Origin of the sequence: uncultured Nitratireductor sp. (genome assembly GCF_913053745.1) — a bacterium.
Taxonomy (GTDB): domain Bacteria; phylum Pseudomonadota; class Alphaproteobacteria; order Rhizobiales; family Rhizobiaceae; genus Nitratireductor.
In genome coordinates this window covers 1-18,466 of record NZ_CAJXGF010000096.1, presented here as the reverse complement: position 1 = coordinate 18,466, position 18,466 = coordinate 1, and the positions used below count along the sequence as shown (strand labels likewise).

General features: G+C 59.7%; 13 protein-coding genes and 2 pseudogenes. 6 read left to right on the top strand and 9 right to left on the bottom strand.

Going from position 1 to position 18,466, the window contains the following annotated elements; translation table 11 throughout:
* Window positions 1–98: pseudogene (locus QZ638_RS15445) on the bottom strand (dihydropteroate synthase); the annotation flags it as partial.
* A gap of 152 nt (window positions 99–250) precedes the next feature.
* On the opposite strand from QZ638_RS15445, the gene QZ638_RS15440 reads away from it, so the two are divergent.
* On the top strand, window positions 251–865 hold the full coding sequence (locus QZ638_RS15440) for a DUF922 domain-containing protein (protein ID WP_295812260.1): 615 nt from the start codon (window positions 251–253) through the stop codon (window positions 863–865).
* A 123-nt stretch (window positions 866–988) separates the two neighbouring features.
* Here QZ638_RS15440 and QZ638_RS15435 read toward each other — a convergent pair whose 3' ends face one another.
* Both QZ638_RS15435 and QZ638_RS15430 read right to left on the bottom strand, forming a co-directional pair.
* Window positions 989–1,309 (bottom strand): 2Fe-2S iron-sulfur cluster-binding protein, encoded by a 321-nt coding sequence (locus QZ638_RS15435; RefSeq protein WP_295812259.1) that lies wholly within the window; start codon window positions 1,307–1,309, stop codon window positions 989–991.
* Between the two features lie 151 nt (window positions 1,310–1,460).
* The gene (locus QZ638_RS15430; RefSeq protein WP_295812258.1) at window positions 1,461–1,826 is read right to left on the bottom strand and encodes an Hpt domain-containing protein; all 366 of its coding nucleotides are present in this window, start codon (window positions 1,824–1,826) and stop codon (window positions 1,461–1,463) included.
* A gap of 268 nt (window positions 1,827–2,094) precedes the next feature.
* Between QZ638_RS15430 and QZ638_RS15425 the strand changes: the two genes are divergently transcribed.
* Together QZ638_RS15425 and QZ638_RS15420 are read left to right on the top strand one after the other, a co-directional pair.
* Window positions 2,095–6,933 carry a hypothetical protein gene (locus QZ638_RS15425; RefSeq protein WP_295812257.1) on the top strand — a complete coding sequence of 1,613 codons (4,839 nt, stop codon included), beginning with the start codon at window positions 2,095–2,097 and terminating at the stop codon, window positions 6,931–6,933.
* A gap of 186 nt (window positions 6,934–7,119) precedes the next feature.
* A complete protein-coding gene (locus QZ638_RS15420) occupies window positions 7,120–8,160 on the top strand; it encodes a zinc-dependent alcohol dehydrogenase family protein (RefSeq protein WP_295812256.1) in 1,041 nt (346 codons plus the stop codon).
* 14 nt (window positions 8,161–8,174) lie between these two features.
* Here the strand turns inward: QZ638_RS15420 and QZ638_RS15415 are convergent, their stop codons facing one another.
* The 4 genes from QZ638_RS15415 to QZ638_RS15400 form a co-directional block, all read right to left on the bottom strand.
* Window positions 8,175–8,777, bottom strand: a complete 603-nt coding sequence (locus QZ638_RS15415; protein WP_295812255.1) for an ABC-type transport auxiliary lipoprotein family protein — start codon at window positions 8,775–8,777, stop codon at window positions 8,175–8,177.
* A gap of 109 nt (window positions 8,778–8,886) precedes the next feature.
* Complete coding sequence (locus tag QZ638_RS15410) at window positions 8,887–10,260, bottom strand: MCE family protein (RefSeq protein WP_295812254.1); 1,374 nt, start codon at window positions 10,258–10,260, stop codon at window positions 8,887–8,889.
* A gap of 10 nt (window positions 10,261–10,270) precedes the next feature.
* Complete coding sequence (locus QZ638_RS15405; protein WP_295812253.1) at window positions 10,271–11,083, bottom strand: ABC transporter ATP-binding protein; 813 nt, start codon at window positions 11,081–11,083, stop codon at window positions 10,271–10,273.
* Between the two features lie 8 nt (window positions 11,084–11,091).
* Window positions 11,092–12,282 (bottom strand): ABC transporter permease, encoded by a 1,191-nt coding sequence (locus QZ638_RS15400; RefSeq protein ID WP_295812252.1) that lies wholly within the window; start codon window positions 12,280–12,282, stop codon window positions 11,092–11,094.
* A 113-nt stretch (window positions 12,283–12,395) separates the two neighbouring features.
* On the opposite strand from QZ638_RS15400, the gene dgcA reads away from it, so the two are divergent.
* On the top strand, window positions 12,396–13,379 hold the full coding sequence (gene dgcA, locus QZ638_RS15395) for an N-acetyl-D-Glu racemase DgcA (protein ID WP_295812251.1): 984 nt from the start codon (window positions 12,396–12,398) through the stop codon (window positions 13,377–13,379).
* Between the two features lie 27 nt (window positions 13,380–13,406).
* On the opposite strand, the gene QZ638_RS15390 is transcribed toward dgcA, so the two are convergent.
* Window positions 13,407–14,237, bottom strand: coding sequence for a UDP-2,3-diacylglucosamine diphosphatase (locus QZ638_RS15390; RefSeq protein ID WP_295812249.1), 831 nt, complete (start codon window positions 14,235–14,237; stop codon window positions 13,407–13,409).
* A 307-nt stretch (window positions 14,238–14,544) separates the two neighbouring features.
* Between QZ638_RS15390 and QZ638_RS15385 the strand changes: the two genes are divergently transcribed.
* Both QZ638_RS15385 and QZ638_RS15380 read left to right on the top strand, forming a co-directional pair.
* Entirely contained in the window at window positions 14,545–16,860 is a 2,316-nt protein-coding gene (locus tag QZ638_RS15385) for an NADP-dependent malic enzyme (protein ID WP_295812246.1), read from the top strand.
* A gap of 171 nt (window positions 16,861–17,031) precedes the next feature.
* A complete protein-coding gene (locus tag QZ638_RS15380) occupies window positions 17,032–18,129 on the top strand; it encodes a DUF2865 domain-containing protein (RefSeq protein WP_295812243.1) in 1,098 nt (365 codons plus the stop codon).
* Here the strand turns inward: QZ638_RS15380 and QZ638_RS15375 are convergent.
* Window positions 18,047–18,466, bottom strand: a pseudogene (locus QZ638_RS15375) (glutamate--tRNA ligase); the annotation flags it as partial. The gene QZ638_RS15380 and the pseudogene QZ638_RS15375 sit on opposite strands and share 83 nt — an antisense overlap.

Below are 18,466 nucleotides of genomic sequence, written 5' to 3'. Positions count from 1 at the left end.
AAACTGTCCGGCGTGACGTTGAGAATACCCATGATGACCGCATCCGGGCCAAGCGCGAGTTCGCGATCATGCGCGAGCTTCCAGACGGGAACGGTCATCGGGCTTCAGGTCTCCGGGTCACAATCAGGCGTTTTTGCGGCTCATTGCCGCCAAAATCAACCGCAATGTGTTTGGCTGAACGAGTCGGCAACCGACATGATCGGGGTTGTCATCGTGCAATCGAAATCGCAGGGTGGGTATCGGAGACACCATGAAACGCATCACGCTGACACTCATCCTGCTGGCAGTTGGCACAGTCCCCACCGCAAGCGCCGATGTTTCGCGCAGCTACAGTTATTTTTCCATCGGCGGAGAGACGTTGAGCGAGATCGAAGAACAGCTTCGTTCACGCGGGCCCCATGTGCAAAGCACGGGACAGCGTCATCCGGGCGCGACACGCATGGAGTTCAAGACGAAAATCACTTACGAGGAAGATGATCGACGATGCCGCATCGCCGGCGCGAACGTTTCGGTCAAGGCGCAGGTCTTCCTGCCGCGCTGGCGCAACCGCAAAACCGCCGGACCGGAAACCGCGCTGGTGTGGGATACGCTATCGAAAGACATCAAGCGCCACGAAGACAGCCATTTGGGGATTGCCAAGCGCTATGCACGCAAAATCGAGAACGAGATCGGCAAGCTGACACCACGCGCCTCATGCGAAACAGTTCAGGCGCGCGCCGAAAAGATCACGCAGAAGAATCTCGAACAACATGATGCCGCTCAGGCGCGATTCGACCGCATCGAGAGCGGAAACTTCGAATGGCGGCTGATGCGACTGCTCCACTACCGGCTCGAGCAACTGGAGAAGGGGCGGAATCCCGGCTAGCGAATACCCTCGAAGCGGGAGGATTCTCCAGAGCATTTGATCTTAATTTCAATCACTTGCCTGATTTTCCCCGAGGCCGACAGAGCGCGGTTCGTTCTGAGCCTACTCCCCCAGGATAAACTCTCAAGCCTGCCGCTCCGGAATCCGAACGACCAAGCCTTCGAAATCGTCGCGCACGATGATCTGGCAGGACAGGCGCGAGGTTGGCTGGACGTCATAGGCAAAGTCCAGCATGTCTTCTTCCATCGCCTCAGGCTGGCCCACGGTATCCGCCCATTGCGCATCGACATAGACGTGACAGGTCGCACAGGCGCAGGCGCCACCGCATTCCGCCTCGATACCGGGAACGGCATTCCGGATGGCGTTCTCCATCACCGTGGATCCGTTCTCGGCATCCACTTCGAAGCGCGTGCCGTCAGGAACGATATAGGTGATTTTCGGCATGCAAATTACTCGGCAGAATCGTGAAGGTGACGGGGGATGGGCTGTGGCAATGAGGCGGCGCAGGCGTAAACATGGCCACCGTTCTCCAGACCTTGAAGGACCACATATGGTTTTTGAGCGCGAAAGGCAATCCGTCGAGCTTGAGCTTGCACTACCGCTCCCGAAGCAATGCCAGAATGAACTCATTGACTTCGCCGATCAGCCCCGTCAACCGGGTGATGCTGCGTTCATCGCTCGGCATCTTCTCGATATGCGCGGCACAATCGGCAAGTTCCACAGCGCCAACGCCTCGTGCAGAACCCACGAGCGCATGGGCCATCTCGCGCCTTGATTGAAGATCCGACGCATGCATGCGCCCGCCGAGCTCCTCCGTCTGTTGGCGGAACATGGAGAGAATTTCCAGCGCCAATGTCTCATCTCCAAGCGTCTGGCGCGACAGGTGTTCCAGATCGAGCGGCGAGGCACCCAGGGATACCTCAGCCCCATCGGCGAACTCGTTCTCGGTTGATCTGCGCATTTGTTCCCCTGCTTCCTCTACGGCAGCTTTCACACACTATTAATCCCGAATGGACAGTGGGTTAACGGCTTCGGTGCAAAGCGACCGTTTCGTCAAAAACGACGTTAACCTTATGTTTAAACTTTTACACATTGGGCCGATTGCGTATTTTCAACAGGCCTCTGTCCCATTACGATACGATTGGCTCATTTTGGGCATAGTGTCGGAGTACGAGGTTCCTCGAGTTTGCGTATGAGGCTCCGGCTGAGAGTAGCTGAGGTTTGGCGGTATGGCGCGTACAGTAGCAAAAAAGAATCAACCCAAGCGCGATTTTGCGAAGGAACTCGAGGATGCCCTCGACCTGGAGCTTGCAGACGGCTTGGAGAATGGCGACCTGGACATCGCCGCCTCCATGGAGGATCTGGAAGCACAGATTTCCGCTGCGGCCGAGGAGCTCGCACGCGAAAACCGCGACCAGAACGGAGACGAGAAAGTCACCGTGAGCGAGAAAAAAGACGCAACCCCGCCGAAGAACGAGACGGCCGGAAACGCGCAAGGCGAAGCGAAAACGGATGCCGCGACTGGAGAAAATGCCGCCCCCAAGGCAGCGAGCGCCGTCGCGCCCAAAACCGTGAAACCCGAAGCGCCGGTCGATCGCAAAAATCTCACACCAGTCGATCCGGCGCCCGAGCAAGTCGCGTCCCAGCCCTTCGCGCCCGCCAATGACGACCGGGCTGGCGACTTCAGCACCGTTATGCGCAAGTTCGACCGCCGCGCGCCCAAGACCGCCTACTGGCTCGTGGCCGCTCTTTCGGTTTTGTGGATCGGAGGCGGACTGCTTCTTGGCCAGATGCTCTACGGTTCGCAAATCTGGCAAATCCGCTCGGCAGACGCCTTTATGGCAGCGCCGCATGCGATTGCGCTGCTTATCGGCATCGTCGTTCCGGTGATCCTGTTCTGGGGTTTCGCGGTGATGGTGCGTCGCGCGCAGGAAATGCGGCTTGCCGCACAATCGATGGCGGAAGCCGCCTTCCGGCTCGCCGAGCCGGAGAATCTGGCCCATGAGCGCATCATGACCGTCGGACAGGCAGTACGCCGTGAGGTGCAGGCGATGGGCGACGGCATGGACCGTACCCTGACCCGCGCCGTCGAACTGGAGTCACTCGTTCATACCGAGGTTAGCGAGCTCGAACGCGCCTATTCGGAAAACGAAACGCGCATACGTCACCTGGTTGACGGTCTTGGTTCCGAGCGCGAAGGCATTGTCGGTCACGCCGAGCGCGTACGCGCTTCGATCGCCGGCGCCCATGAAATCCTCAAGGACGAGCTGGACACGGCCGGCGAGCGCATCCGCGCGACCATCGCAGACGCCTCCAAGCAATTGGCCGCATCCGTAAACGCTTCCAGCGAGACCCTGCTCAAGCAGCTCGAGGGCACGGGCGGCTCCCTACACAAGGGGATAGACGACCGCATCCAAAACCTTTCGGAACGCATCAGCACTTCGGGCGACGCAGTCGCAAACCTGCTCGACACGCGCATCGCCTCCCTGACCAAGGGAACCGAGGATGCGACGCAGAACCTCACCACGCTGTTCGACACCCGGATGGCAACCCTTGCCGAACGGACGGACGAGGCAACGCAAAGGATCGGCGGAATGCTGGATTCGCGCGTCTCGGCCCTGACCGAAGGAGCGGAGGAAGCCGCGATCAAGCTCGGCAACGTTCTCGATTCGCGGATATCCGCATTCGGCCAGAACACGCAAGATGCAGAGCAATCCCTTAGCCGGGTCCTCGATTCGCGCCTTGGTACGCTTACCAAGGAGACACAGGAAGCAGCGCAGACACTCGGCAACCTGTTTGACGAGCGGATGGCCACACTCGCCGAGCGCACCGACCAGACAACCCGCTCACTCAACACGCTTTTCGAGACGCGCAGTTCCGCACTGCTCTCCTCTATCGGCGAGGCGACCGAATCCCTGTCGGGCGAATTCGACACCCGTCTTGGCCAATTGGAGAGCGCGGTCACCGAACGCGGCCGGGCGCTCATCGCCGAATTCACAACCCGCGCCGAAGCGCTCGACGCCGGCACGCAAAAACTCAACACGGCGCTGGAAGCCCGTGCACGCAGCATCAACGAGACGCTCGTCGAACGCACCCGCGAGATCGCCAGCACCTTCGCCCAGGGCAAAGACGAGGTTTCGGCTGCCGTCGAAGCCGGCAAAACAGCGCTGGGAAGCGAGCTTTCCGACCTCGTTGCCTCGACCAGCATAATGCTGGAGAACACGGCGGGCGAATTCGGCAAACGGCTCGACCAGAACTGGGCCCAGATGAGCGCTCATTTCGATGACGGTATAGAGCGCATCGATGCCACCCAGACGCGCATGAACGAGACGGCCCAGCGCCAGATCCAGGCCTTCGAAGAAACGCATCAACGGCTCTCCGGCGCGCTTCATTCCGACATGGACAAACTTGACCTCGCCCGTGCCACATTCGCGGCCGGGATCGACGAGCAGGTTCAGCATCTGGTCAAGACGCGCGACGGTTTCGCCGACGCGCTGGACGTCAACATCGCCAAGATCGACGAACGCCGCGAGGCGCTCAATGCCGTGATCGAAGACGAAACGACGCGCGTGAACGAGATGTTCACCAAGCAGACGGGCATCATCGAAGAACGCACGCAAACCATGGAAAAAGCACTTTCCATGGGTGTCGAGAACGTCCGCAGCACGTTGGAAAACAGTGCCGTGGTCGTGGCCGGAGCGCTGCGCGACAAGGTGATCGAGGCCACCTCGACACTTAACGAAGAGGCATCGAAAGTCTTCGAGGACGCGGACATGCGCATCGCCGCACGCGCCGAGAAGACCGCATCGACGCTGGGCGAACGCATCGAGGACATCGACCGCACCTTCGACGATGCCTCGGCGCGCTTCACCGAACGCGCCGGCGTGTTCGCTCAGACCTTCGCAGAGGTCGACGGCCGCATCGCCGCACGTCTGGAAACGACCGCAGACACCTTGTCGCAGCACACCAAGGCGATTACGGATTCGTTCGATGCCGCCGACCGCAAGCTCGTCAGCCGTGTCGACCAGACTTCTGAACAGCTCGCGGCGCGAACCGAGGATCTGTCGAAAACCTTCGAGGACTTCGATCAGCGCATCATCGCCCGCACCCACCAGACCTCTGCCGAACTCGATGCCCGCGCGAGCGTCATGGGCGAATCCCTGTCCGGTCTGCAGGAACGCTTGTCGAACAGCGCCAGCATGATCGCCAGCGCGATTTCCGGCGGCATCAACGATGCCGATACGCGTCTGCGCGAGAGCGCCGAATCGGTTGCCCAGCACGTCAACCAACAGCTCTCGACAACACAGGCGCGCCTCGTTTCCACCGCCGATACCATCGCTCAGACCTTTGCATCCGTGGACGATCATATCGGCAAGCGCACCAACGAGACGGTTTCCAATCTCGAGGAGCGGACCCGCGAGTTGAATGCAATGCTCGCGGGCCGGACATCCGAAATGACGCGCATCCTCGACGAGACCGCCAAGCCACTCGTGGAGCGTTTCGCTGCTAGCGGCGGCGAACTGCGTGAAAGCATTCAAGCGATTACGGCAGAAACCACGGAGCGACTTCAGTCCGAGAATGCGGCACTGGTCAACGCACTCACAAACCGCACCAACGAAGCGCTTTCGGCCTTCGAGCATGCGCAAACGAACCTGACCGGCAATATCGACGAGCTTCTGCAAAAGCTCGGCGTTTCGGGCCAGCGCCTGGGTGCCCTGATCTCGACCGCCTCCAAAAACCTCTCAGAGGTGGACGAGCGGCTCAGCACCACCGCGAACAGCTTCGCCGAAAACGCAGAGAAGGCAGCCGAAACCTTCTCCAATTCCGCAAGCCTCATCAACGCGAACTCCGGCCGTCTTGCCGATTTCTCCGACCGCACGTTGCGCGAAATCTCGGCCATCGCCAGCCGGTTCGAGGACCACAGCAAGGTTCTGGAGAGCGCATCGGAACTTCTGGAGCGGGCGCAGTCCGGCCTAAGCGGAAATCTGGAAGACCGCCAGAAGGCGTTGGAAGCTCTCGCCACCGGCCTGGCGGAGAAATCCGAGCACATCGAAAAGACCATGAATGCGTTCGAGGACTTCGTCGGAAACACCCTCACCTCAGCCGAGGGACGCACACAACAATCGGTCGAGGGTATCCGTCAGTCGATTGCCGAAGTTGTCGAAGCGGCGACCAATCGCTTCAGCGGTGCAACGGAGGAAATCCGACGTACGGCTTCGGAGATCCGTACCGAACTGGAACAAACCCGCAGCGACGTCAAACGCGGCATTGCCGAACTGCCCGCAGAAGCCAAGCAATCCACCTCGGCCATGCGCAACGCCATCACCGAGCAGGTGAACGCGCTGAAGGAGCTTTCGGACATCGTTTCGAAATCCGGGCGTATGCATGGTTTGGACCAAGCTGGCGAAAGCGCTTTGCAGGCCAATCCGGCGCCATTGCAGCAGCAGCCACGCGCGCCCGCTCCGGCACCGCAAGCACCGCAGCAAACACAGCCTGCTACCGCACAACCGGTTGTCGAACGACCGCGCCAGACGACGGCGCCTGCCGGGCGCCCCGCGGAAACGACGGCACGCACGGCGCAGCCAAGCCAGCCGGCCAGCGCTCAGGCGGCCTCGGGAGGTGGATGGATCCGCGATCTTCTGCGCAGTGCCTCCAATGACGAGGGACGCGACACGCGCGAGCAAGCGGCACCCTCCGTCCAGAAGGAAGATCGCTCTGCCCTGCATGTGGTGGAGTCGCTGAACTCCCTTTCGGTCGATATCGCCCGTGCCATCGATCATGAAGCGTCGATCGATCTTTGGGAGCGCTATCGCCGCGGTGAACGCAACGTCTTCACGCGTCGCCTCTACACTCTGAAAGGTCAGCAGACCTTCGACGAAATCCAGAACAAATATCGGTCCGATCCCGAGTTCCACTCGGCCGTCGATCTTTATTGTCGCGACTTCGAGAAGCTGCTGCGTGACGTTTCGCGGTCAGACCGTGACAATATGATGACGCAAACTTACCTGACCTCGGATACAGGCAAGGTTTATACGATGCTGGCGCATGCCAGCGGCCGCCTGCGCTAGGACGACGAGCACCGGAAGAAACGGGCCCTCCTTGGGCCCGTTTTTGTTTACGCATCACATCGACACGCGTTCCTGTCAGCCGATATGGCTTACCCGATCAGGCTAAGCTCAATGGAAAAACCTGACAAAGCGATGCCAGCGCAATGCAATGGCCGAATGTGCATGGTTAAGGTTTGGAGGGACATTATGAGAGCCGTGTTTTTTGAGAGTTTTGCGCAAATCCCTCGGGTCGTCACACTTCCCGACCCGTCGCCGGTTTCGCATGGCGTCGTCGTGAAAGTGGAAGCCACGGGTGTGTGCCGCAGCGACTGGCACGGCTGGATGGGGCACGATCCGGACATCGAACTGCCGCATGTTCCCGGTCACGAATTGGCGGGCATTGTCCAAGCGGTCGGTAAGGATGTACGTCGATGGAAAACCGGCGACCGCGTGACCGTACCCTTCGTCGGCGGCTGCGGAGCATGTCCTGAGTGCCATGCCGGACATCAGCAGGTTTGCCGCCATCAATTTCAGCCAGGTTTCACGCATTGGGGCTCGTTCGCAGAATACGTGGCCATCCATCAAGCCGATCTCAATCTCGTGGCACTGCCGGAAAGTATGGATTTCGTGACAGCGGCCAGCCTCGGCTGCCGTTTCGCCACATCATTTCGCGCGATCGTCGATCAGGGCAAGGTTTCAGCCGGTCAATGGGTCAGCGTTTATGGCTGCGGTGGGGTCGGGCTTTCCGCCATCATGATCGCCGACGCTCTCGGTGCCAATGTGGTGGCCGTGGACATAACCGATGACAAGCTTGCGCTGGCGCGCAAAATGGGCGCTGCCGAGACCGTAAACGCTTCACGAACGACCAGCCCTGCCGAAGCAGTTATCGACGTGACGAACGGTGGTGCGCATGTCTCCATCGATGCGCTCGGTCACCCGGAAACCTGTTTCAATTCGATACAAAGTCTGCGCCGGCGCGGCAAACATGTGCAGATCGGCCTGATGCTTGCCGAACACAGCACACCACGCATTCCCATGGCCAAGGTAATCGCAAATGAGCTGGAGATCATCGGAAGTCACGGCATGCAAGCGCACCGGTATGATGCGATGCTGGCCATGATCGAAACGGGCAAGCTGAATCCGAAACGGCTCGTCGGTCGACAGATCAGTCTCGATGAATCAATCGAAGCACTGATGGCCATGGATCAGTTCCATGCAATCGGCGCGACCGTGGTCAACCGTTTCTGAAAGGACGAGCGCCCTCAGATGTTGGAGACTGTCCAGTCCACCAGATCGGTCATGGCCGTACCGAAAGCGCGGTCGAGCGCGGATGCGAAGGCCTGTCCACCACTGCCGTTAACGATCGTCGATGCACTGAACGTGCGCGAGGCACGTACCACCCCATTGCGGTCATTCAGAATTCGAACGAATATCTCAACCTCGGCACGATCCTGCCCGTCTACCCGAACGTCGAAGGCACGCAGATCCGCCAGAATCTGATAATCAATCGCCAGCCCCTCGCCCGGCATGCCGACACCGCCGAAGCGACCCGAACGTTGATAGAGATCGGCCATACGCGTCTGGACGATGCGTGGCAGACGGTCGGCCCATCGAGCACCGCCCAGATACTGAATGGCGCCGCTGGACGTCTTTACGACGATATCCTGCCCATCGAGCATCTTGATGGCGGTTGGCTCGGTAACGAGTATCTGCCTGCGCAGCGCCCTACGGCCGTCCGATGAGACGGCGGGCGCGGTTAGATCAAAAGCATCGACCGGAGCGGGCCCACCGCCTGGCAAGGCAGCACACCCTGCGAGAATGCCCCCAAGCGCCAGCAACGCGAAAATCTTCGCCCTCGTTGTCAATAAACGCTCCTCAATCCGAACGCCGGACGGTCCGGCGGGATTCTCCTTCACATCGTCCAAAACGTGAAAGTCCCCACCACAAATTGTTTGGGATGCCGCAGCTTGAATGTCAACGTCGCGCCCGCCCCTCATAGCGGCGAATCGTCCCGTCGCCACCGGTTATAATGCGTTGCGGATTCTGTTCGAAGTCCGTCACCGCACTCTCGATACGGTTGATGGAGCGCCGGGCATCGCGCACCAGCGACTCGACCTCGCGCAGTCCACCGCCGGAGAACCGCTCCAGATTTCCCGAAATCGCATCGACACGGAGAGTGAGCGTCTCCGCCATCCTGCGGAAGGATTCGAGTGTCTGGCGGGCATCCGCCATAAGGCCTTCGCCATCGCCGGAGTCGAGCATGCCGTCGAGTTTGGCGAGAACCGAATCGAGGCGCCCCGACGACTTGTTGAGCTGATCGGCCAGTTCGCTCGCATTGGTGATGAAACGGTCGATATCCTCTTTACGTTTATCCACAGTTTCGCTGACGTCGGCGATGCTCTTTGCGGCCCGGTTCACAGTAGCGCTCGCCTGCTCGAAATTACCGACCGCGGATTTGACGGTCGCCGGATCAACGCTGTCGAGCACACCATCGAGCTTGGCGAGCGTGTCGTTGGCGTTGGTCGAAAACGTGCCGATGGAGCGCACCGTCTCGTCAACACTGGTCATGACGGTGTCGATGTTACGGCTTGCGCTCTCCAGGCGACCGGAGAACTCGTCGAAATTGCTGACCATAGAAGAAATCTTGTCGCGATCGACGGAAGAAATCAGTTCCTCGGCCGCCTTCAGCGTGCTGTCGAGCTGACCCGACACATTGGAAATCGTCTCCGAAAGCGAGCTAACATTGGCGAGGAAACTGTCTATGCCCGAGGCGTTGCGTTCCAGCGCTTCAGAGAAACGCTGAACGTTCCTCACGGTATCAGTGAGCGGCTGACGGGCATCCTTGGTAAAGCCCTCGAGTTGGCTGACGACAGAATCAGCACGGGTAAGAAGGCTCTGCGCGGTCTGAAGAAGGTTGGTCACGGCGGATGGGCTGGCCTGAATCTCGGCCACGGCATCCTGCTCCTCGGCGAGGTCGAAGAGATTGGGTTCCTTCAGATCGCCGCCGGTCATCTCGATGTTCGCAGTGCCTGTTAGCCCGGCAAGCCCGACATCCGCCTTCGTCGACTGGGTGATCGGCGTAAGACGGTCAACTTCGGCATCGGCAATCGCCACGCTGGGATTGGACAGATCCAGGTAAACACGCCTCACATCACCCACTTTCACACCGTTGAAAAGCACCGCGCTACCACGCGAAAGGCCGGATGCGGAGCCGGGAATGCGAAACCGCAAAAGCGCCGTCTCACCCCGATCGCCGATATTCGCGGTCCAGTAAACGAAGCCGAACGCCGCCAGAATGACCAGAACGGTAAAAAAACCGACAAGAACGTAGTTGGCTCTGGTTTCCATAATATGCCTGCTAACCTCTTGCGGAACGGTCGATCTGCCGGGCCCGCTTTCCCCTGAAATAGGCTTTTACCCAAGGATCGTCGCATGCGAGCATGTCCTCGACCGTGCCTTCCACGAGAACGCGCTTGCCACCGAGAACGGCGATGCGATCGCACGCCGTAAGTAGACTGTCGAGATCGTGGGTGACCATATAAACGGTCAGTCCCATCGTGTCGCGCAGTTTCCCCACCAGCTCATCGAATTCCGCCGCGCCAATCGGGTCAAGGCCGGACGTGGGTTCGTCCAGAAAAACGATGTCCGGATCGAGCGCGAGCGCACGCGCAAGGGCGGCACGCTTGATCATCCCGCCCGACAGTTCCGATGGATATTTGGGCGCCGCGTTGCGCGGCAGACCGACCAGTTCCAGCTTCAAATAGGCGAGTTCGTCCATCAGGGCGCGCGGCAGGTCGAGATACTCGCGCATCGGCACCTGAATGTTCTCGAGCACCGTCAACGCCGAGAACAACGCCCCGTGCTGAAACAGAACCCCCTGATGCATGTCGACCTTGAGACGCTCTTCGTCCGTCGCCTCGTCGAGATCCTGTCCCAGAAGCCTGATAGTGCCGGAATTTTTCCGGATAAGACCGAGAATCGTGCGTAACAACACAGACTTCCCCGCGCCCGATGCGCCCACAAAGCCAAGGATTTCGCCACGATAAACTTCTAGCGAAAGGCCATCGAGAACCAGCGTATCGCCGAAACCGACGGTGACGTCGCGAACAGACAGAACCACGTCCCGGGCCTGCGCCGTCTCTTCATCCTGCCGTTCGTCGATCAACACCATCCCGCCACCTAAAAATCGATTGCCGCGTAGAAGATGGCAAACAGGCCGTCGACCACGATCACGACGAAGATCGCCTTGACCACGGAGGCCGTGACGTGGCCGCCGAGAGATTCCGCGCTGCCGCCCACCTTCATCCCCTCGATAGAGGCGATAATGCCCACGATCAGGGCCATGAACGGCGCCTTGATCAAACCAGCGAAGATCGTTGAAAGATCGATGGAATCCCGCAACCGGTCGATGAACGCCTCGGGCGGTATGCCGGAATAGAGCCAGGCGATGAGCATGGCGCCGCCGAGCGCGGAGAAATTGGCCACAATGGTCAGGCAAGGCACGCCCACCATGAGAGCCACGAGACGCGGAAACACCAAAACGCCGACCGGGTTGAGGCCAATCACCGTCAGTGCATCCACCTCCTCGCGCATTTTCATGGAACCGATCTCGGCGGTGATGGCGCTGCCGGAGCGACCGGCGATCATGATCGCCGTCATCAACACACCGAGCTCGCGCAGGATCAGTATGCCAACGAGATCGACAACGAAAATCTCTGCGCCGAAATAGCGAAGCTGGAAGGCACCCTGCTGAGCAATGATCGCGCCGACGATCGCCGACATCAAAATGATGATCGGCACCGCGCCAACGCCCATACGATCGATCTGGTTGACGATGGCCGCCGGGTTTATCGCATGGGCGCGGCCCAATTTCATCTGCGCGCCGCCAATGGTGGCACCCAGAATGTGCGCACCGTAGACGATGTCGTCACGCGCCTCGTACATGGCGCGACCGATCCGTTCGAGCAGATTGACGAGCAATGAGCGCTTTTCGAGCAGTTTGCTTTCACCGTCCTGCTCCACCGCATCGCGGACCGCCGGCAGGAGGATTTTCGCCGCATCGCTCTGCCCGGTAACCGTGACATCGATCCCACGTGCCTGGTGTGCATAGACAAGGCGCTCGATGATCCACGCACCGGCCGTGTCAAGGCTGGTGATACCGGAGAGGTCGAGCGAAATGCGTTGCATATCGTTCTGCGCCTCGAGCTTTCTCATCCGAGCGTCGACCTTGGCGACGGTGCGTGTGTTCCACGCGCCCGACAAACGGCAGGAAAACACGCCCTCCTGCGTGCCCGCTTCTATGCGCGGGTCGCCATTGTGTCCGGACGGACGTCCAGCGTCGCTTGCTTCGTCAACGGAATTGGTCAACATGGCACCATCATTAGTGTGGAGCAGGTCCAAAGGGAACCGGTTGCCGGCTTACACAAGGGCCATATAAGGCATGTTCCTCCGATAATTATCATTTTTCGAGAAGAAGGGCGAAAATGACACGCGAACTGGCCACCGATATAGAGGGTTTTCCCATCGCCGGCGTCTTCACGATCTCCCGAGGTTCGCGCACCGAGGCGCGAGTCGTCACCTGCACGGTGCATGAAAACGGCGTTCGCGGACAGGGAGAATGCGTGCCCTACCCACGCTACGGCGAATCCGAGGACAGTGTGGTCGAACAGATCGAGGCCGTGCGTCAGGAAATCGCCGACGGCATCAGTCGCGCCGATCTCGTCAAAGCCATGCCGGCCGGTGCGGCGCGCAATGCCGTCGATTGCGCCCTTTGGGACCTGGAAGCGAAACTTTCGGGCAAGCGCGCATCAATGACGGCCTGTGCCATCCCCCCGCGTCCGTTGCAGACGGCCTATACGATCTCATTGGCAGCACCTGAAGAGATGGCCGCTCAGGCTCGCGCACACGCAACGCGACCGCTTTTGAAAGTGAAACTCGGCGGAGAAAACGATGCCGCGCGCATTCATGCAGTGGCGGGAGCTGCTCCCGACAGCCGACTGATCGTCGACGCCAACGAAGGCTGGACCGAAAACAACATTCGCGAAAACATGCTGGTGGCGGCGGAATTTCACGTCGCCCTGATCGAACAACCGCTACCGGCCGGCAAGGATGAAATCCTGCGCGACATCCCGCATCCGGTTCCGATTTGCGCGGATGAGAGCGTGCACACGGCCGACAGCCTACCCGACCTCGCCGGACTCTACGATTTCGTCAACATCAAGCTCGACAAGACCGGTGGACTTACGGCAGCGCTGGAGTTGCGCGACCGCGCGCGCGAAATGGGATTCGGTGTGATGGTGGGCTGCATGGTAGGCACATCGCTCGCGATGGCCCCGGCAGTGCTGCTCGCGCAAGGTGCAGATTTCGTTGATCTGGACGGCCCGTTGCTGCTTGCGAAAGATCGCTCTCACGGGCTCAGCTATTCCGGCTCGCTGGTCTCACCGCCCTCGCCGCAACTCTGGGGCTGAGAGCAAATCTGAATCAATCAGGGCCGCTCAAGCGGCCTTGATCCGCTCCCCTTGGAAAGCGGCAACGACACCACGCTTTGGCACCTCATCTGGAACGGATTCGGTTTCGAGAATGTGCGCCCAGGTAATGATCTCAAAGCTGCCATCGAAATTTTCGGCAAGCGCCGTACAGCTTTCCACCCAATCGCCCGTGTTCATGTAGCTGACACCGCGAATGTCCTCCATCGCCGCGTGATGGATATGTCCGCAGATGACGCCGTCGACCTCAGAACGCTGCGCCTCCTGAGCCAAAACATCCTGAAATGAGCTGATAAATTTGACCGCTTTCTTGACCTTGATCTTCGCCCAGGAAGAAAAGGACCAATATGGACGGCCCAGCACGCGCCGAAGCCGGGCAATGACGCGGTTTACGACGATGGCGAGATCGTAGGCTTTATCACCCAGATAGGCGAGCCAGCGCACATTGTGAACGACCTGATCGAACTGATCGCCATGGATAACCAGGAACCTGCGCCCGTCGGCCGCCTCATGGATCACTCGGTCGGCAACCACGATGCCGCCGAAATGCACGCCCTGGAAAGAACGTAGAAATTCGTCATGGTTGCCGGCGATATAGGTGATCTCAGTTCCCTTGCGCGCCTTGCGAAGCAGCTTCTGAACCACATCGTTGTGTGCCGCCGGCCAATGCCAGGAGCGTTTCAGTCGCCACCCGTCGACGATGTCCCCAACCAGATAAATCTTGACCGCATCGTGATAGCGGAGGAAATCGATCAGAAACTCGGCCTTCGCCGGCTTCGAGCCTAGGTGAATGTCGGAGATGAAAAGTGCGCGAAATTCGCGGTGTTCAGCGCCGTTCATTGTCCCGCCTGAGCCTTGTTAAGTCGCGCATTCTATGGCCCGATTCATGTCACAGGCATATGACGGCTACTGTTTCGATACGGCAAACTGTGCCTTTCAAGGCATCCAGTCGCCGCCGAACACTCGATTTCAGCACATGAAAGTGCTTCTCGACATTCAACGCTGGAAAATGCATGTGCGAGCGCCTAAGCACATGAAACGATTCAAATCGTTCGAGCGTCTTGCCCCTCGCCGGACCCGCAAGGCGCCGAATGCCAGGCCGCAAGCCAGACGGCCACGCCGATAGAGCCATAATGTGGAGCCGCCGATGCCTTCCGAGAAGAAAAAGCCGCAACGATCCGAATTCGACGAAGCCGCGCTCTTCTTCCACCGCCACCCCATCCCTGGAAAACTCGAAATTCAGGCAACCAAACCGCTGGGTAACCAACGCGATCTGGCTCTTGCCTATTCACCGGGTGTCGCGGCTCCATGCATGGCGATCCACGACGATCCAAAAAGCGCTGCCGACTATACGGCGCGCGCCAATCTCGTGGCAGTGGTGTCCAACGGCTCAGCCGTTCTCGGGCTCGGGGATATCGGCCCGCTCGCATCCAAGCCAGTTATGGAAGGCAAGGCAGTTCTGTTCAAGAAGTTCGCGGGTATCGATGTGTTCGACATTGAAATCGATGCGCCGCAGATCGACCGCATGGTGGAAACCGTCGCAGCGCTCGAGCCGACATTCGGCGGTATCAACCTTGAAGACATCAAGGCTCCGGAATGCTTTGAGGTCGAAGAACGTCTTAAGGAACGTATGGGCATTCCCGTGTTCCACGACGATCAACATGGAACCGCGATTATCGTTGCGGCGGCGGTCTTGAATGGGCTGGAACTGGCAGGCAAGGACATTGGCTCAGCCAAGATCGTGTCCTCGGGTGCCGGAGCTGCGGCGCTTGCCTGCCTCAATCTTCTGGTCTCTCTGGGGGCAAACGCCGAAAACATCTGGCTTACGGATCGGCACGGCGTCGTCTACGACGGCCGCAAGGAAGAGATGGATCGCTGGAAAGCGCCTTACGTTAAGAACACGGATGCGCGCAAGCTGGCCGAGGTGATCGGCGGCGCAGACGTGTTTCTGGGTCTCTCGGCGGCCGGTGTGCTTAAACCGGAAATGCTGGCCGATATGGCCGAAAAGCCATTGATTCTGGCACTGGCCAATCCGGTTCCGGAGATCATGCCGGGAGTCGCGCGTGAAGCCCGCCCGGACGCAATGATCTGTACCGGCCGATCGGACTTTCCAAACCAGGTAAACAACGTCCTGTGCTTCCCTTACATCTTCCGCGGCGCGCTCGATGTCGGCGCCACGGCGATCAACGAAGAGATGAAGCGTGCAGCCGTAAAGGCGATCGCCGGGCTCGCGCGCGAGGAGCCTTCCGACGTTGCCGCACGCGCTTACTCCGGCGAAACGCCAATCTTCGGCCCGGACTTCCTGATCCCGTCCCCCTTCGACCCGCGGCTGATTCTCCGCATTGCCCCGGCTGTTGCGGAAGCGGCAATGAAAAGCGGCGTCGCCGCGCGTCCCATCGAGGACATGGATCACTATCTCGACAGGCTGAACCGTTTCGTCTTCCGATCCGGCCTCGTTATGAAGCCTGTGTTCTCGGCAGCCAAAGTGGCCGGAACCAAGCGCGTGATCTATGCCGACGGCGAAGACGAGCGAGTGCTGCGCGCAGCGCAGGTGGTGATTGAGGAAGGCATCGCCGAACCCATCATCATCGGCCGTCCGCATGTGGTCGAAACGCGTCTCAAGCGCTACGGCCTACGCATCCGCCCTGGCGAAGACTTCTCAATCATCAACCCGGAAGACGATCCGCGCTACCGCGACTATGTCGACCTTCTGGTGCAGCTTGCGGGTCGGCGCGGCGTAACGCCAGAAGCCGCACGCACGCTTGTGCGAACCAACACCACGGTAATCGCCGCCATCGCCATGATGCGGGACGAGGCCGACGCAATGATCTGCGGGCTGGAAGGCCGCTTCGAAAAGCATCTGCGTTATGTGGACATGATCATCGGCAAGCGCGAGGGTGTGTGCGACCTTTCAACGCTGTCCATGCTCATATCGCAGTTCGGCGTCACCTTCTTCACAGACACATATGTCACGCTATGCCCTTCGGCCTCGGAGATCGTGGAAACGACGATATTGGCGGCGGAAGAAATCCGGCGCTTCGGCATCGAACCGAAGGCGGCGCTCCTGTCGCATTCGAACTTCGGCTCGCGCGATTCAGAAAGTTCGATCAAGATGCGCGAGGCGGCGCTCACGTTGAAACGCGTTGCGCCCGATCTCGTTTCCGACGGTGAAATGCACGGCGATTCCGCGCTTTCGGAAGTGCTGCGCCATCGTGTTTATCCGCAGGCGGCCCTTTCCGGCGAAGCCAATCTCCTTGTCTTCCCCAGTCTCGACGCCGCGAACATAACCCTAACCACGCTGAAGGTGATGACCGACGCGCTGCATGTCGGCCCGATCCTGCTTGGAACAGCGATGCCGGCACACATCCTCACGCCATCGGTCACCTCGCGCGGCGTCGTCAATATGACCGCACTTGCAGCGGTCGAGGCGCTGCAAAAGAGCAAGGCTGTGATGGCGACTTGAGCGTCAGGCAATGTAGAAGGGCTGCACACGTGCATGCATAGGCGATAAAGTTGTGCCTCTAACCCTGGCTTAACCCGATTGGTCTATCTCTCGCCAATTGGCCGTCGTCTTCGTGGAAGGCAAGCGAAAGGGCGCGCAACAAGGCCAATATGGTGCAAGGTGGGGCTCGAAATGCATCTGGGCGGTAAACTTCTGTTCCGTTTTATGCTGCTGCTTGCCGCGGTCTGCGCCGGCACGATCGCGAATACCACCGCCGAAGCGAAATCGCCGACATGCAGAAAGCTAGAGGCGCAGCTTTCCACCACCGCGCCCGGGACGACTGCCCAGGTCCGGCGCTACGATCGGGCGATCGCCAGACAAGAAAACCAACTCGGCATCGTGCGATCGCGCATGTCTCAGGCAAGATGCGGGTTCGGCATACTCGGAAGCCGTGTTGCCCAGTGTGCCCGTCTGAGAAAATCAGCGGACAGCATGGAGAAAAACCTCGCCAAGCTGCGCCGAGAGCGTGGCAGGACCAACCCTGGTCGAGGCGCACAACGTTCCCGTATTCGCGCCGCACTGAAAGCAAACAAGTGCCATACAAATGGCCCCACCGAAATGCGCAAAAAAATCCAGAAACGGGTAGCTGAGAAAAACAACCCAAGCGTGCAGAAACTGCGCCGCCCCGGCACCATGTACCAGACCATGTGCGTGCGCATATGCGACGGATATTACTTTCCGATCTCGTTCTCGGTTTCAAAGGACAGGTTCTCAAGGGATCAAAGAACGTGCGAGGCGCGGTGCCCCGGCGCGGACGTCGCTCTCTACGCTCATGAGGTACTGAACGAAGAATCCGAAGAGATGATCTCGGTATCGGATGGCACGCCCTATCGCGAACTGCCCAAAGCCTTCAGCTATCGTGGAACCGGCGTCTCACGCGCAGAATGCGGCTGCCGTAAGACCAGAAGTTTTTCGATCATCGCCGGTGACAAGGCCATCGATGCGCACAGCCCCGCCGTGACAGGGCAGACATCTGCCCACAATCGGCAACTGATTGCGAAAGAGGTATCCGGTCAAGAAACGTCGAGTTTTTACGTCGCCGTTCCGCCGAAGAGGCCGCAACAGCATGCCAACACTGCAACACCGCGCACTCAAGAGGAAATGCCTCTCCCGCGTTCGATCGACGACGAAGCAGCGCAGCGCCGGGTCAGGATAGTCGGGCCAGCGTTTCTTCCCGACCCAAAAGGGGCAATAGACCTGCAAGCTCCGGCCCCTGCTCTCGTCCCGTAAGGGCGACACGCAGCGGCATAAAGAGGTTGCGGCCCTTGCGACCAGTCTCGGCCTTCACCGCGCTCGTCCATGTGCGCCATGTCTCGGCGTCCCAGGGTTCCTGCGGCAAGTACCTGGCTGCCTGCTGAACGAAGCTGCGATCCTCACCCGAGAGAACGGCATCTCGTGCCGGGTCTTGCTTTACGATGCGCCACCAATCGGCGGCTTCGGCCACGGTTTCGAGATTGCCGCGCACCGCGATCCAAAAGGCTTCCGCATCGTCGTCGACAATGCCAGGCGCCGGGAGCCTGTCGGCGGCTTGAGCGTACGGCATCGTCTGGATGATATGACGGCTGAG